Source organism: Opitutus sp. ER46 (genome assembly GCF_003054705.1).
Lineage (GTDB): Bacteria > Verrucomicrobiota > Verrucomicrobiia > Opitutales > Opitutaceae > ER46.
Window position 1 is genome coordinate 40,738 of the sequence record NZ_QAYX01000012.1, and the last position, 15,822, is coordinate 56,559.

Sequence of the window (15,822 nt, forward strand, 5' to 3'; positions counted from 1 at the left end):
ACTTGTGTGGGCCAGATGTCTCCAAATGCGGACCTCCGCCCGCCTGAGCCGGCTCCGAGACCCTGGCTTCTGACTTCCGACGAGGGTAGGATGTCCTGAACCTCCGAAGGATAGCATCTCCTGAACCGACCTCCGGCTTGTCTCTGGCCTCGGGCTTCCGGCTTCAGGCTTCTGGCTTCCGACCTCCGACCTCCGGCCTCCGGCTTCAGGCTTCGGGCCTCCGACCTCCGGCTTCCGGCCTCCGGCCTCCGGCTTCAGGCTTCTGGCTTCCGACTTCCGGCCTCCGACATCAGGCTTCACCGAATCGTAACCGGAACGCCACGGTGTTGGGATCGACGTGTGGTTCACTGGCGGCGAAGCACCGTGAACATCGCGCTCGTCACCGAAACGTTCCCGCCGGAGGTCAATGGCGTGGCCATGACTTTTGGCGTGCTGGCGCGCGAGCTCGCCCGCCGCGGCCATGGCGTCACGGTCTACCGGCCCCGGCGGCCCGACCTGAAGCCGCCGCGCCCGGAGGACGGCTATGCGGAGGTGGCGCTGCCGGGCATGCCGATCCCCGGCTATCCCCAGCTCCGGCTGGGGTTTCCGGCGCGTCGCCGGCTGTGCCGCCGCTGGGCGGCGGATCCGCCGGATCTGGTCCACGTGGTGACGGAGGGCCCGCTCGGGGCCTCGGCGGTGAGCGCCGCGCGCGAGCTGGGCGTGCCGGTCACTTCGAGCTTTCACACCAACTTTCACCGGTACACCGGCAGCTACGGCTTCGGGCTCTTGCACGGGCCGGTGCTGGCCTGGCTCCGCCGGGTGCACAACCGCACCCGCCGCACCTTCGCGCCAACGCCCGCGCTCGCGGCGGAGTTGCGCCGCGAGGGTTTTCGCGACGTCGCGGTGCTGTCGCGGGGCGTCGACACCTGGGACTTCCATCCGGCGCGACGCTCGCCGGAGTTGCGGCTCGAGTGGGGCGTCGAGGCCGACACGCCCGTGGTGCTGCACGTCGGCCGGATGGCGGCGGAGAAGAACTACGACCTGCTCTTTCGCGCGTATGCGGCGATGCGCGCGGCCAACCCGCGGCTGCGTTTCGTGCTCGCGGGCGAGGGGCCGCTCAAGGCCCGGCTCGAGCGCGAACACCCCGAGTGCATCTTCGCGGGCTTCTTTTCGCGCCGCGAAATCGGCCGGTACTACGCGTCCGCCGATATCTACATTCACGCGAGCCGCACCGAGACGTTTGGCAATGTCCTCACCGAGGCGCTGGCCAGCGGGCTGGCGGTGGCCGGTTTCGATTACGCGGCGGCGCAGCAGTTCATCACCAATGGCGAGAACGGCCTCGTCGTGCCGCTGGAGCGGCCTGACGCCCTGATCGACGCGGCGGTGCTGCTGGCCACCGACGATCTGTTGCGTACGCAACTGCGCCGTCGGGCGCGCGCCGCGGTCGAGCCGCAGTCCTGGAAGCGCGTGGTGGCTCGCTTCGAAGCCGACCTTGCGGAGGCGGCGGGCCTCGCGCGGTCGGTCGCGCCGGCTGTTTCCGTTGCCCCATGACCCCACGAATTCTCTACCTCACGGCCGGCTTCGGTGAAGGCCACAACGCGGCGGCGCGGGCGCTGGCTGACGCGACCGCCGAGCGTTTTGGCTCCGGCAGCGCGCCCATCCTGGACGCGTTTGCGGTGGCGCGGCCCCGGCTCAACCAGCACAGCCGGCGGTTCTACCTCCGACTCATCAACCAGGCGCCGCGCGCCTGGAGCGCGTTTTACCGCTGGCTCGATCGCTCGCCGCGCGCCGACCGGTACGTCACGCTGCTCCGGCGCGAACTCGACGTGCTGGCGGAGCGCATCCGCCGGGAGCGGCCGGTCGCACTCTGCAGCACGTATCCGGTGTATGGTTTCATGGTGGCCGAACTCCGACGCCGTGGCCTCGCGCTGCCGCCGCTGTTCACGGTCGTCACCGACTCGATCACCATCAACGGACTGTGGTGGCGCGCGCCAAGCGCCGGCTGGTTCGTGCCGAATGCGGACTCGGCCGTCGTGCTGGCCCGGGCGGGCGTCGGGCCGGTGCACACGCTCGGCTTCCCGGTGTCGCCCGTCTTTGCCGACGACGGCGCGCGCCTCCTGCGGCCAGACCCCGGTCCCGGCGTGCCACCGCGCATCCTCTACCTCGTGCACTCGGGCAACCGCGACGCCTTCGCCACCGCGCGCCGGCTGCTCGCCGAGCCGGGCTGGGACGTCACCTGCGCCGTCGGACGCGACGAGGGCTTGCGCACGGCGCTGATGCGGCTGGCGGATGATCGCGTGCGTTCGACGCCGATCCTCGGGTGGACGCCCGAGGTGCCGCGGCTGCTGATGACGCACCACGTGGTGGTGAGCAAGGCGGGTGGCGCCACGACCCAGGAGGCGCTTGCGGCGGGTTGCCCGATGATCGTGAACCAGGTCGTGCCCGGGCAGGAGGAGGGCAACTCCGAGTTGCTGCGCCGGCACGGGATCGGGGCGTTGGCCACGACGCCCGACGCGGTCCACGCGGCGATTGCGCGGGCCTTTGCCGAGGGCGCGCGTGAGTGGCGTGGCTGGCGCGCGGCCGTCGACCGGCTGGCGCGCCCCGATGCGGCCCGCGCGATCGTAAACGCCATGCTCCTTGAAACCGCGCCGCCCGTGCGCAGCCGGCCCGAGCGCGTCGCCGCCCCGCTTTCATGAGGACACGTTTCATCGTCAACCTGCACTCGGGCAAGAACCGCGGCCGCACCGGGCTGCCGGACACCATTCGCGGCTTCATCCGGCGCCACGCCCTCGACGGCGACGTGGCGATCACCGCCCACCGCGGCCACGCCACCGAGCTCGCGAGCGAGGCGGTCAGCCTGGGGTATGACCTCGTGGTGGCGGTCGGCGGCGACGGCACGATGAACGAAGTTGCGCAGGCCCTTGTGGGCACGCGTACGATCCTCGGCGTGGTGCCCTGCGGCTCCGGCAACGGCCTCGCGCTGCACCTCGGGCTCCCGCGATCGATCTCTGATGCCCTCTGGTTGATCGGCTCCGGCAGCGCCCGGGCGGCCGCGATCGACACCGGGCTGGCGGATGACCACCCGTTCTTCAACGCGGCCGGGGTGGGGTTCGATGCGGAGATCAGCCAGCGCTTCAACGGGCTCAGGCGCCGCGGGCTGCCGGCCTACCTCCGCGTGGGCTGGAACGCGTTGCGGGACCGCGCGGCTGAGCGCTGCACCGTCATCGCGGAGTCCCGCCGCGAGCCGATCGATGCGCTCCTGATCACCGTCGCGAACTCCGACCAGTACGGGAACAACGCCCGCATCGCGCCCGGCGCCCTGGTCGACGACGGCGTGCTCAACCTCGTGGCTGTCCGCCGCACGGGCATCCTCGAACTCGCCTCGCTCCTGCCGCGGCTCTTCCTCGGCACCATCGACCGCAGCCCGCACGTCCGGCACCTCCGCTCCTCCTGGTTCGTAATCGAGCGCGGCGGTCCCGGCGTGCTCCACACCGACGGTGAGACGCACCCCACCGGCCAGACCGTCACGTTCTGCGTAAAACCCCGCAGCCTGCGCGTGCTCGTGCCGGCCGACTCGCCCCTGCCGCCCGCGCCCGCGGAGCCGGCCTGCCCCAACTTTGCCCTGCAATACCCATGAAACTCTCAGTGCGGACCGTCATCTTGTCCGACGTCCACCTCGGCACGCCGGACGCGAAGGTCGCGGAGGTGAATCATTTCCTGCGTCACACCCGCTGCGCGAAACTGATCCTGAACGGCGACATCATCGACGGCTGGCAGCTGCGGCGGGGCGGGCACTGGACGAATGGCCACACGCGCTTCGTGCGACTGGTGCTGAAGAAGATCGAGAAGCAGGGGACGGAGGTCGTGTACCTGCGCGGCAACCACGACGACGTGCTGACCTCGCTGCTGCCGCTGGATTTTGCGGGGTTGCGCATCGTGGAGGAGCACGTGCACGAAGGAGCGGCGGGACGCTTCCTTGTGCTGCACGGGGACGTGTTCGACACCGTGACGAAGAACTTCGTTTTCCTCGCGCACCTGGGCGACTGGGGCTACCGCGCGCTGCTGCAGCTGAACCGGATCTACAACCGCTGGCGGGCGTGGCGCGGGCTCGAGTACTGGTCGCTGAGCCGCGCGATCAAGGCGCGGGTCAAGGAGGCGGTGAATCACGTGTCACGGTTCGAGACGCACATCGCGGAGTTGGCGCGACAGCGCGGCTGCGTTGGCGTGATGTGCGGCCACATCCACACCCCTGCCGACAAGATGATCGGCGAGGTGCGGTATTTGAACTCCGGCGACTGGGTCGAGTCGCTCACGGCCATCGTTGAGCATTGGAATGGCCGTTACGAACTGGTGACGTTCGCCGAGTTTGTCCGGAGTTGGCCGATGCCGGACGAGGGTGAGACTGAGCCTGCCGAACCGGCTGCCGTCGCGGCAATGGAGTAGCGGTGCCGGGGGGCTGCCCGGAAGTCTTTCTCTTACTCTTCCTCTTTCTCTCAATCCGTGAGCGCCGCGCGGGATGCGCGGCGCGAGAACGAGAACGAGAACGAGAACGAGAACGAGAACGAGAACGAGAACGAGAACGAGAACGAGAACCTTCCTGCTTCAGTTTTCGCGGAGCGAAAACTGCTCAATCCCTCGAGAGGAAGAGAAAGAGAAAGAGGAAGAGTAAGAGAAAGAGGGGGAAGGCCCCTGGGGGGCGCGGGGGAGCTGAGGGGGACTGTTGCGGAGACGTCACCCCGGCGCCACGCGGCTGTAACACACGTGGGTGATAGTACGACCGACCGGTTGGGGGGCTGCCACCCACCGGCTAACAACCACCACTGCCAAGCATGCCTACCCTCCGTTTCAAATGCCTCGCGCTCCTCACGGTGCTTGCCCTCACCGGCACGGCCGTCGCCCAGGACAGCGGACCGTTGATCGATCTGCTGGTCCGCAAGGGAATCGTCACCGACCAGGAGGCGGAAGAACTCCGCACCGAACTGGTCCGCGACTTCACCAACAACACCTCCGCCGGGAAGCTCAACCTGAGCTCCGCCCTCACCGAGGCCAAGCTCTCGGGCGACGTGCGCATCCGGCACCAGTACGAGATGCAGGCGCCGGCCGTCGCGACCGGCGCGCCCACGGTGAAGAACGAGCGCACCCGCGAGCGCTTCCGCTTCCGGTTCAACGGCGACTTCGCGCTCCAGCGCGGCTGGACGACCGGCTTTGCCCTCGAGACCGGCCAGGCGGCCGACTCCGGCAACCAGACCTTCGGCGGCGCCAATGACGACTACTCGCTCTACCTGGCGCGCGCCTACATCGGCTGGGCGCCGACGCGCAATTTTTCCCTCGTGCTCGGCAAGCAGAAGAACCCGATCTACGCCACCGACCTGCGCTGGGACGGCGATATCAACCCGCAGGGAGCCAGCGAGGTGTACCGCCTTTATTATGGCGCCAAGGACACCCTCGAGTTCCGCGCCCTGCAGAACATCATGGAGGACCGCAACGAGCGCGTGGCCGGCCCCGGCGGCCGTGACGCCTGGCTCTTCGAGCAGCAGGCCGTGTACACCCACTGGTTCGGCCGCGACAGCATCGGCAACGTCGTGAACAGCGTGGTGCTCGCCCCGGGCTTCGCCACCTACAACGCGTCCGGCATCGACACCGCCACCAACGAGACCCCCTTCAACGGCACGACTCGCTGGCTACGGCTGGCAACCTTCGCCGGCGAGGTGAACTGGATGAACGTCGCAGGCGAGGGCACCAGCGTGAAGCTGTACTGGGATTCCTCTTACAACTTCGAGTCCGAGAACCGCGTGGCCAAGGCCTACGGGCTCAGCCTCAGCCGCTGGAAGGATGATCCCTTCGCCTGGCTCGTCGGCATCGGCTACGCCAAGGGCAGCGGCAAGACCATGGGCGACTACAGCGCCCGCATTGACTACCGCGAGATCGGCCTCGGCGCCGCGGACCCCAATACCAGCGATTCCGACTTCGCCTTCGGCAAGCTCAGCCAGCGCGGGTTCAAGGGCACCGTCGGTTACAACCTGACCGACTTCGCCACCCTCAACGCCACCTATTTCCACACCACCGCGATCCAGGACAACCTGACCCACGCGCTGGCCAACCTCGACCGCTCGCAGCTCCTCCAGCTGGACCTCGTCCTGAAGTTCTGAGCCGGCAGTCCCGCGCTCCAACCCAACCACAACTCCTTCTTTATCTATGAAAAAGACGCTTCTCCTCCTGACTGCATTGCTCGCTGTCGCCGGGTCCGCCCGGGCCGACAACAAGCTCGTCATCAAAGGCTCGGACACCCTCGGCGCGAAGCTCGTGCCGCAGCTGGCCGAAGCCTACAAGGCCGCCAATCCGGGCGTGTCGTTTGAAATCGCCGCCGAAGGCTCCACCACGGGCATCGCGGCGATCATCGACGGCACTGCCAACATCGGGATGGCCAGCCGCCGCGCCAAGGCCACCGAAGTCTCGGCGGCGCAGGCCAAGGGCGTGACCATGAAGCCGACCATCGTCGCCTACGACGGCATCGGCGTCGTGGTGAACGCCAACAACCCGGTTACGAAGCTCACGCGGCGTCAGGTGGAGCAGATTTTCGCCGGTGACATCACCGACTGGTCCGCGGTCGGCGGCACCCCGGGCCGGATCTCGCTCTACACCCGCAACACGTCGTCCGGCACGTATTCGGACTTCAAGCAGCTCGCGATGAGCAACCGCGACTACGCCTCCTCCTCGCAGAAGATGGCGGGCAACGAGCAAATTGCGGCCGAGGTGGCGCGGAACCCGTCGGGCATCGGCTACGTGGGCCTCGCCTACATTCACGATCCAGGCATCAAGGTCGTCGCGATCGACGGGGCCGAGCCGACCCACGACTCCGTGCTGGCGCGCAAGTACCCGTTCGCGCGCCCCACGTTCTTCTACACCAACGGCGCGCCGACGGGTGAGGCCGCGAAGTTCATCGAGTTCGTGCACAGCGATGCGGGACGGGAAATCATGGAAAAGGTCGGGTTTGTCGCCCCGGCCAAGAGCTGAGCCCGCCCCTCCGGAAATCCTGTCACCGTAATGTAACAGTGCGCCGCTTGCAGCCCAGGCGGCGCACTGCCGTTTTTGCCCTGACGCATGAATGAGATCTCCACCGCTCCCGCTCCGGCGCCGAATCTGGCGCCCCGCCGGCGGCGTCGGCGGTTCCTCGGGCTGAGCGCGGACGACGCCATCAAGGCCTTCTTCGGCGGCAACGCCTTCGTGTCGGTCGTGGTGCTCACGCTGATCACGATCTTCCTCGTGCGGGAGGGCATCGGGTTTTTTGGACAGAACCACCAGAACCTGCAGGTCTATCGCCGCGCGGGGCTGGAGTATGTGGACATCATGCGCGCGCAGCTGGAGGACCACACTGCGTTGACGCGCTATCTCTCCGATCTGCGGGTGCGGGAGTTCCAGGCGTTGACCGAAGGGGAGAAGCTGACGCCGGAACAGGCGAACGCACGGCTGGAGGCCTTCGATACCTTTGCGAACCAGTTCTCGGACACCGTGGTGCCGTTGCGCGGAATCGTCTCCGACCTCACGGAGCAGGCGACGGCATTGAAGGAGAAGTTCGTCGTGGCGGGTGACCGCGCCGAGGAGCGCGAGCAGCTGCTGGCGGAGGGCAAGAGCGAGGCCGCGGCGGCGGTGAAGGTCGACAAGGTGGACTTTGCCCACGAGCTGCAGCCGATCCTCGGGACGCTGCCGATGTATCGGGACAGCAACCGGGAGTTCGCCCAGGCGGTGACGGCGGCGGTGGCAAATCCGCCGACGCTGCCGCAGCCTGAACTGCAGGCGCGGATGACGCGGTTCCAGGAGCTGGCCCGCGAGTACGTGGCGGGCTTCCCTGCCATCGAGGCGCGCCTCGCGGCGTGGGACTACCGCAAGCAGGTGCCGGGCTGGCAGGCGTTCACGGCGTTCGTCTTCGGTCGCCAATGGCTTACCGCGAGTTTCTGGCAGGATTGGTATGGCGTGCTGCCGCTGTTCGTCGGCTCGCTGATGGTCTCGTTCGTGGCGCTGCTCATCGCGGTGCCGCTCGGGATCGGCGCGGCCATCTACGTGAACCAGATGGCGTCGCCGTGGGAGCAGCGGCTGATCAAGCCCGTGATCGAGTTCATCTCGGCGATCCCCTCGGTCGTGCTCGGCTTCTTCGGCATCGCGATTCTCGGTCAGGCGCTGCGCACGCTGTCGCAGCAGCCGTGGCTCTCCTGGGTGCCCGGTTTCCCGTACAGCGAGCGGCTCAACATCCTGACCGCGGGTTGCCTGCTGGCGCTGATCGCGGTGCCGACGATCTTCACGCTCGCGGAGGATGCGCTGAACAACGTGCCCCGCGCCTTCAAGGAGGCGTCCTTCGCCCTCGGCGCGTCACGGCTCCAGACCATCATGCGGATCATCGTGCCGGCCGGGCTCTCCGGGCTGGTCTCGGCGGTGCTGCTCGGTTTCGGCCGCGTGATCGGCGAGACGATGGTGGTGCTGCTGTGCGCGGGTAACCGGATCGAGATTCCCGACTTCACTGCGGGCCTGGCGGTGGTCACGCAGCCGGTCCACACGATGACCGGGATCATCGCACAGGAGATGGGCGAGGTCGTGCGCGGGAGCATTCATTACCGCGCGCTCTTCGTCGTCGGCCTCGTGCTCTTCCTGCTCTCCCTCCTGATCAACTTTGCGGCGCAGAAAGTGGTGCGCCGTTACCGCATCTCGATCGGCTGACCATGAGTGAACGTTCGCATGTCTTTCGTCGGCAAACCGGGGCCGCGCACCTCAAGGAACGGCTCTTCGGCTGGCTGTTGCGCGGCGTCACTTACCTCGTGCTGCTGTGCGGGGTGGGCGTGTTCGCGACGATCGTGGTGAAGGGCGCGCCGACGGTCTTCCGGAGCACACCGCCGTTCATCAACGTCGCCTTTCTGACCCAGGCGCCGGAGTCGCTCTACGTCTTTGAGTTCGAGGGGAAGAAGTACGAGCAGGGCGACCGGGAGCACCGGGCTTTCGTGACGCAGCATCCGGCGGCGGCGAAGGTGCGCACCGAGAGTTACGTGTACTCGGCGGGCGGCATCTTCCCGAACATCGTCGGCACGATCCTCCTCGTGCTGGGCTCGATGGCCATCGCTCTGACCCTCGGCGTCGCCGCGGCGATCTACCTCAGCGAGTACGCGAAGGACGGACGCTTCATCCGGTTCGTGCGGCTGGCGATTCTGAACCTCGCCGGCGTGCCCTCGATCGTGTTCGGCCTCTTCGGCTTCGGCATGTTCGTGGTGTTCTTCGGCTGGAACGTCTCGCTCCTGGCCGGCTGGTTCACCCTCGCGTTCATGGTCCTGCCGGTGGTGATCACGGCCAGCGAGGAGTCGCTCCGCGCCGTGCCGCGCGGCTTCCGCGAGGGCTCGCTCGCGCTGGGCGCCACCAAGTGGCAGACGATCCGTGGCAACGTGCTGCCCTACGCGCTGCCCGGCATCCTGACCTCCTCGATCCTCGGCATCGCCCGCGTCGCCGGCGAGACCGCGCCGATCATGTTCACCGCCGCGTATGTCGTCCGCGACAAGCTCCCCTGGGACGTCGCCAAGGTGACCGACTTCTTCTTTCAGGGCGTGATGGCGCTGCCGTACCACATCTACGTCGTCAGTTCGAAGATCCCGCAGAACGAGTACACCGCCCGGGTGCAGTACGGCACGGCCTTTGTCTTCCTGGTGCTCGTCGCGGTGATCGCCGCCGCCTCGATCCTTTTCCGCAACCGGCTGCGCAAACGCTACCAATGGTAACCGCCACCTTTTCCACGATGGACACCTCGACCGCCACCTCCCTGCTGCCGCCGCCGAGCCAGAGTGTGCCGCACCGCGACGTCGGTGTGCGCCACCGCGAGCCGGACCGGCCGTTGATCGAGATCGAGGACCTGGACTTCTACTACGGTGCGACGCAGGCGCTGCACCAGATCCGGCTGGGGATCGAGGACCACAAGGTCACCGCGTTCATCGGGCCCTCGGGCTGCGGCAAGTCGACGCTCCTCCGCTGCCTCAACCGGATGAACGACCTGATCGACGGCACGCGGATCGGCCAGGGCCGGATCAAGATTCACGGCGTGGACATCAACCAGCCGGACGTGGACGTCATCGAACTGCGGAAGCGGGTGGGCATGGTGTTCCAGAAGTCGAATCCCTTCCCAAAGTCGATTTACGAGAACGTGATTTACGGGCTCCGCCTGCAAGGCGTGCGCGACCGCGGCCGGCTCGACGAGATCGTGGAGAAGTCGCTGCGCGGCGCCGCGCTCTGGGACGAGGTGAAGGACCGCCTGCATTCGAGCGGGCTGGGCCTCTCCGGCGGCCAGCAGCAGCGGCTGTGCATCGCGCGGGCGATCGCGGTGGAACCCGAGGTGATCCTGATGGACGAGCCCTGTTCGGCGCTGGATCCCGTGGCGACGGCGAAGATCGAGGAACTGATCCAGGAGCTGCGGCGGGACTACGCGATCGTGATCGTGACCCATAACATGCAGCAGGCGGCGCGCTGCTCGGACCGCACCGCCTTCTTCTATCTGGGCCGCCTGGTGGAATATGCAGAGACCCGGACTATCTTCACCAACCCAGCCAACCCGCAGACCGAGGCGTACGTCTCCGGCCGGTTTGGCTGACCCCAGCCGGACGAGTCACCCGAAAATGACGCACTACACGGAAGAGCTGAACAAGCTCAAGGAGAGCCTCCTGGCGATGGCCAGCCACGCCGAGTCGGCCGTGGCGCGCTCGATGCGTGCCCTGTCCGAACGCGACGACGCGATGGCACGCCAGGTGGAGGAGGACGACGCCATTCTCGACCAGTTCGAGATCGAGATCGACGACACTGCCGTGCACCTGCTCGCGAAGGCGCCCCTGGCGACGGACCTGCGCTTGATCACGGTCGGGATGAAGGTGTCGCAGAACCTCGAGCGGGTGGGCGACGAGGCGGTCACTATTGCCCGCCGCGCCGTGGAGCTGGCGACCGAGCCGCAGCTGAAGCCGTACGTGGACCTGCCGCGGATGGCGACGATGTCGCTGGAGATGCTGCGTGACGCGATCACCGCCTTCATCCACCGGAAGCCCGACATCGCCCGCACGGTGATTCCGCGGGACCACGACGTCGACGAACTCAACCGGCAGATCCACCGCGAGCTGGCGAGTTTCATGGTGGAGGATCCGGCCACGATCACCCGCAGCCTGAAGCTGATGACGATTTCCAAGAGCCTGGAGCGGATCGCCGACCACGCCACGAACATCGCGGAGGAAGTGGTCTTCCTCTACGAGGCGAAGGACATCCGCCACGCCGCCAGCAAGGTATAGCAGGCTTTACCCCGGGGGGCGCCGCCGGCCAGTATGGTTCCCGCACCGCTCCCCGTTTCCCCCATCGCGCCTTACATGAAACCGAAGATACTCGTGGTCGACGACGAGCCCGACGCGCTCGAGGTCCTGGGCTTCAAACTGAAGGAGGCGGGCTACGCGCCCATCTTCGCCAAGGATGGCAGCCGCGCGATCACCGCGGCGCGCGATGAGCATCCCGACCTGATCGTGCTCGATCTCATGCTGCCCGAGGTCGACGGACTCGAAGTCTGCAAGGTGCTGCGGCGCGACAACACCACCGCCGGGATTCCGATCGTGATGCTGACCGCGCGCGCGGCGGAGATGGACCGCGTGATCGGGCTCGAGCTCGGGGCCGACGACTACGTCACGAAACCCTTCAGCCCGCGCGAGCTGGTCCTGCGCATCAAGAAGCTCCTGGCGCGGGCGCCGGCGGCCGATACGGCGGCGGCGTTGATCCGGTTCGGCGATCTCGCGATCGATGTGCCGCGGCACGAGGTGCGGTGGCGGGACGAGCCGATCGCGCTGACCGCGACGGAGTTCAAGCTGCTGCAAGTGCTCGCCCAGCGACGCGGCCGCGTGCAGACGCGCGACCGGCTGTTGCAGGATGTGTGGGGTTACGAGAACCCGATCGACAGTCGGACGGTGGACACGCACATGCGCCGCCTGCGCGAGAAACTCGGCGACGCTGCCCAGTACCTGGAGACGATCCGCGGTGTCGGCTACCGCTTCATCGCGACCGAGTGATCGGAAATTGCGCCACGATTTCCGAAAAGGCGGGCAGGTGGTTGGGCCGCAAAAAAGCGCAGAAGACGCAAAAGGAACCACGGAGTCCCAGGCAAGGCCTCACATGAGGAAAGGGAGGCAACCGAGCGTGGTTCGGAAGCTCGATCGTACTCTGTTTCCTCCCTTGTCTCCTGTGAGGAGTTCGAAACTCAGTTCAACAAACCCAAGGCCGTTCAACAGGAGGTCGCTGAGCGCGCAGAGATCGATCCGGAGGAGGGCTGATCTCCCGCTCGAGCCCTCTGCGAGCTCAGCGACCTCCTGTGAGGCTGCCTTTGTTTCTACGGTCGGCTATCGTGGCTTTGGGTGTCTCTTCGTGGCCAACCCTGCCTTTCTCCGGCTCGGCCTCTGCGAACTCTGCTGCCTCTTGTTCACCCATCCTTCGCTCGGTCGCCCCTTTTCGTGGCTCTTCGTGCCTCTTCGTGGCCATCCCCGCCTCGGTCCACGCCTTCTTACTCCGGCTCTTCGCGCCTTTTTCCGTTACCCGGCCGGCGTTAACTGCTACCTGAGCTTCCGCTTTACCTCGTGCTGACCCTCAACCTCATCCTCCTGATCGCGCTGGGCGCCTGCTACCTCGTGGCGCGCCGGCGGCAGCGTCGGTTGGTGGAGTCCGAGCAGCGGCGCGTGCGGGAGCTGGCGGCGCAAAAGGAGGCGTTCGAAGCGACGGAGCGAACCGAGCGCGCGCGGGTGGAGGCCGTCCTCGACGCCATGATCGAGGGCCTGGTGGTGCTCGATTCCGAGCGGCACATCGTCCTCGCGAACCGCGCGGCCGAGCTGATGTTCGGCTTCTCGCGCATGATGGCGGGCGGGATGTTGCTGGAGGCGATCCGTCACCACGAAGTGGACACCCTGGCGCGCCGCGCGCTCGCGGAGCCGAAGCCCATTGAGCACGAAGTCCGCATCGAGCGGCCCGAAGCGCGCATCCTCCAGATCAGCGCCGTGGCGCTGCACGACCGCACCGGCGCGACCACGGGCGCGGTGCTGGTCTTTCACGACGTCACCCGGCTGCGGCGGCTGGAATCGGTGCGGCAGGATTTCGTTGCCAACGTGAGCCACGAACTGCGCACGCCGCTCTCGATGATCAAGAGTGCGGCGGAGACGCTGATGGACGGCGGCCGCGACGATCCGGCGATCACCGGGCGTTTCCTGGAGATCATCGACCGGCATGCGAGCCGGTTGACCGTGCTGCTCGACGACCTGCTGCTGCTCTCGCGGCTGGATTCCGGGCGCGTCGGCCTCGACCTCCGGCTGGTGAACGTGCGGACCGCGGTGCAGGAGTCGGTCGACGACGCGCAGATCCTGGCGCAGGCGCGGAGCGTCACGCTGGCGAATCGCGTCGCCGGCGAACTGGTCGTGCAGGCGGATCCCGTGCGGTTGCGGCAGGTGCTCGGCAACCTCGTGGAGAACGCGATCAAGTACGGGCGCAACGGCGGCGCCGTGGAGGTCACGGGCCGGCGCGTGAGCTCGGCGATGGTCGAGATCGCGGTGCGCGATGACGGCCCGGGCATCCCGGTGGACGCGCAGCCGCGGATTTTCGAGCGGTTCTTCCGCGTGGACAAAGGCCGCTCGCGCGAACAGGGCGGCACCGGCCTCGGGCTCGCGATCGTGAAGAACGTCGTCCAGGCCCACGGCGGCGACGTGCGCGTCGAGAGCACGCCCGGCAAAGGCTCGACGTTTTTTGTCACGCTGCCGGCGACGGAGGTCGCGGGACAGACCAACGGTGTCGTCAAGCGTGGGGCAACCACGTAACGCCTCGGCGCCACGCGCGGGCGGTTTGGACGGTTTGGTCCGGGCCCGCGGCGCGATCATGGCGGTAACAAAGTCGGGGCGCCGGCGACCGAGCGTTGAGTCGGCCCCGCGGTGAGGCAGCGCGCCGCGCTTACTGCGCGATCCCGGTGGCGCGGAGCAGGTGGACCAGTCCGTAGCCGAGGAGGCCGGTGACGGGGAGCGTCAGCACCCACGCCCAGACGATGCGGCCGACGAGGCCCCATTTCACGGCGCTGAAGCGCTTGGTGGCGCCGACGCCCATGATGGAGCTGGAGATGACGTGGGTCGTCGAAACGGGGACGCCGATGCCAGAGGCGGTGTGAATGACGAGGGCGGCAGTGGTTTCGGCGGCGAAGCCGTGGACCGGCTGCAGCTTCACCATCTTGTGCCCCATGGTGCGGATGATGCGCCAGCCGCCGGCGGAGGTGCCGGCCGCGAGCGTGAACGCGCAGATGAACACGACCCACTTCGGAATCTCGAAGGCCGGGGTGTGAAGGAAATGCGCCCACGCCGGCAGGTCGTTGAACACGCCGGCGGTTGTGCCGGTGAAAAGGGCGAGGGTGACGATGCCCATGGTCTTCTGGGCGTCGTTCATGCCGTGGCTGATGCCCATGAAGGCGGCGCTGCCGAGCTGGGCCTTGCCGAAGATCATGCCGACGATGCGCGGCGTGGCTTTGCGCAGCGCCATCGTGAGGAGGAGCATCAGGAGGCCGCCGAAGACGAAGCCCAGGACGGGCGACGTGATCATCGGCAGGACGACCTTGGGCCAGAGTCCGATGTGGTGGCCGGAAGCGTCGATCGCCGACCATTTGAGCACGGCCCAGTTGTCGTGGGCGGTGGCGACGGCGGAGCCGCAGAGGCCGCCGATCAGCGCGTGGCTGGAGCTGGAGGGCAGGGCGAGCCACCAGGTCAGCAGGCCCCAGATGATCGCCGCGATGAGCGCGGTGAACACGGTCGCCATGGTGACGACCCCGGTGTCGACCAGGCCCTTGCCGATGGTCGTTGCGACCGCGGTGCCCATGAAGGCGCCGATGAGGTCGCAGGTCGCGGCCAGGGTGATGGCCTGGCGCGGCGTGAGGACTTTGGTCGAGACAACGGTGGCGATCGCGTTGGCCGCGTCGTGGAAGCCGTTGATGTACTCGAAGACGAGGGCCGCGAGGAGAACCAGCAGGAAGAAAATCATCGATTCAGGCCGGACCGGCGCGTCAGGTCGCCCGCGACGCGGAGCGTCGGAGCGAGGGGAACGGGCATCGGAGCATCGGGCGGATCACGAGTGTTTGAGGACGATCTGGACCACGACGTTGCCGGCGTTGCGGCAGCGGTCGACGGCCTGTTCGACCATCTCGTAAAGCTCCTGCAGGATGACGAGTTCCTTGGCGTCGTAGGGCCCGTTGTAGAGGTCCTTGAGGAGGCCGAGCATGACCTTGTCGGCCTCGCCTTCGGCAAATTGGAGGCGGGCGTTGGCCTCGCGGATCTTTTCGATGTGGGTGCCGCCACGGAGTTGCTTGACCATGAACTCCACGGCCTCGGCGGCCTGCATCATGAGTTCGGCCTGGCGGTGCAGCGCGGCGTGCGGCAGCCGGCCCGGGTAGATGGAGATGCGCTCCACGATCTTCTCCACCTGCTTGGGAATCCGGTAGAGGGAAAACGACAGCGCCTCGATGTCCTCGCGCTCGAGCGGGGTCACGAACGTCCGGCTGAGCTCCTCCGTCACCGTGTGGCGGATGCGCTTTTCGTTGCGGCGGGCCTGCACGAAGTCGTCCAGCGGTGCGCGTGAGCCATCGCTCACGGAGGCGATGCGTTTCAGATACGCGGAAAACAGATCCACGCTGACTTTCGCCTCGTGCGCACCCGACTCGAGCAGGTCAAAGAACTTGTCGTCTTTCCCCAGTAGCTTCTTGAGCGAGAACATAGGTCGGCGGCATTTTGAGAACGAAACCGCGCGCGCGGCGAAACAAAATTCCGGCTGGGGCGGCGCTGG

At 67.3% G+C, this 15,822-nt stretch carries 14 protein-coding genes; 12 read left to right on the forward strand and 2 right to left on the reverse strand.

Annotated elements, in window-relative coordinates; translation table 11 throughout:
* Positions 1-363 precede the first annotated feature (363 nt).
* The 12 genes from DB354_RS00735 to DB354_RS00790 all read left to right on the forward strand — a co-directional run bounded on the left by DB354_RS00735 (position 364) and on the right by DB354_RS00790 (position 13,823).
* A complete protein-coding gene (locus tag DB354_RS00735; protein WP_107833517.1) occupies positions 364-1,530 on the forward strand; it encodes a glycosyltransferase family 1 protein in 1,167 nt (388 codons plus the stop codon).
* Positions 1,527-2,675 (forward strand): galactosyldiacylglycerol synthase, encoded by a 1,149-nt coding sequence (locus DB354_RS00740; RefSeq protein WP_107833518.1) that lies wholly within the window; start codon positions 1,527-1,529, stop codon positions 2,673-2,675. Before DB354_RS00735 ends, DB354_RS00740 begins: the two co-directional genes overlap by 4 nt.
* Complete coding sequence (locus tag DB354_RS00745; RefSeq protein WP_233256510.1) at positions 2,672-3,616, forward strand: diacylglycerol kinase family protein; 945 nt, start codon at positions 2,672-2,674, stop codon at positions 3,614-3,616. The genes DB354_RS00740 and DB354_RS00745 overlap by 4 nt, the downstream gene beginning before the upstream one ends.
* On the forward strand, positions 3,613-4,422 hold the full coding sequence (locus DB354_RS00750) for a UDP-2,3-diacylglucosamine diphosphatase (RefSeq protein ID WP_107833536.1): 810 nt from the start codon (positions 3,613-3,615) through the stop codon (positions 4,420-4,422). Before DB354_RS00745 ends, DB354_RS00750 begins: the two co-directional genes overlap by 4 nt.
* Positions 4,423-4,808: 386 nt before the next feature.
* Positions 4,809-6,128: a putative porin gene (locus DB354_RS00755; RefSeq protein WP_107833519.1), complete on the forward strand. Its 1,320-nt coding sequence runs from the start codon at positions 4,809-4,811 to the stop codon at positions 6,126-6,128.
* 46 nt (positions 6,129-6,174) lie between these two features.
* Complete coding sequence (locus tag DB354_RS00760) at positions 6,175-6,993, forward strand: phosphate ABC transporter substrate-binding protein (RefSeq protein WP_107833520.1); 819 nt, start codon at positions 6,175-6,177, stop codon at positions 6,991-6,993.
* A gap of 87 nt (positions 6,994-7,080) precedes the next feature.
* On the forward strand, positions 7,081-8,688 hold the full coding sequence (pstC, locus tag DB354_RS00765) for a phosphate ABC transporter permease subunit PstC (RefSeq protein WP_107833521.1): 1,608 nt from the start codon (positions 7,081-7,083) through the stop codon (positions 8,686-8,688).
* A gap of 2 nt (positions 8,689-8,690) precedes the next feature.
* Positions 8,691-9,731: a phosphate ABC transporter permease PstA gene (gene pstA, locus DB354_RS00770; RefSeq protein WP_107833522.1), complete on the forward strand. Its 1,041-nt coding sequence runs from the start codon at positions 8,691-8,693 to the stop codon at positions 9,729-9,731.
* Positions 9,725-10,594 (forward strand): phosphate ABC transporter ATP-binding protein PstB, encoded by an 870-nt coding sequence (gene pstB / locus DB354_RS00775; protein ID WP_233256511.1) that lies wholly within the window; start codon positions 9,725-9,727, stop codon positions 10,592-10,594. Before pstA ends, pstB begins: the two co-directional genes overlap by 7 nt.
* A 25-nt stretch (positions 10,595-10,619) precedes the next feature.
* Positions 10,620-11,276 (forward strand): phosphate signaling complex protein PhoU, encoded by a 657-nt coding sequence (gene phoU / locus DB354_RS00780; RefSeq protein WP_107833523.1) that lies wholly within the window; start codon positions 10,620-10,622, stop codon positions 11,274-11,276.
* Between the two features lie 75 nt (positions 11,277-11,351).
* The gene (locus DB354_RS00785) at positions 11,352-12,038 is read left to right on the forward strand and encodes a response regulator transcription factor (RefSeq protein WP_107833524.1); all 687 of its coding nucleotides are present in this window, start codon (positions 11,352-11,354) and stop codon (positions 12,036-12,038) included.
* Between the two features lie 561 nt (positions 12,039-12,599).
* Positions 12,600-13,823 carry an ATP-binding protein gene (locus tag DB354_RS00790; RefSeq protein ID WP_107833525.1) on the forward strand — a complete coding sequence of 408 codons (1,224 nt, stop codon included), beginning with the start codon at positions 12,600-12,602 and terminating at the stop codon, positions 13,821-13,823.
* Between the two features lie 130 nt (positions 13,824-13,953).
* On the opposite strand, the gene DB354_RS00795 is transcribed toward DB354_RS00790, so the two are convergent.
* Both DB354_RS00795 and DB354_RS00800 read right to left on the reverse strand, forming a co-directional pair.
* Positions 13,954-15,024, reverse strand: a complete 1,071-nt coding sequence (locus tag DB354_RS00795; protein ID WP_107833526.1) for an inorganic phosphate transporter — start codon at positions 15,022-15,024, stop codon at positions 13,954-13,956.
* 84 nt (positions 15,025-15,108) lie between these two features.
* Positions 15,109-15,753: a DUF47 family protein gene (locus DB354_RS00800; protein ID WP_107833527.1), complete on the reverse strand. Its 645-nt coding sequence runs from the start codon at positions 15,751-15,753 to the stop codon at positions 15,109-15,111.
* Positions 15,754-15,822: the final 69 nt, after the last annotated feature.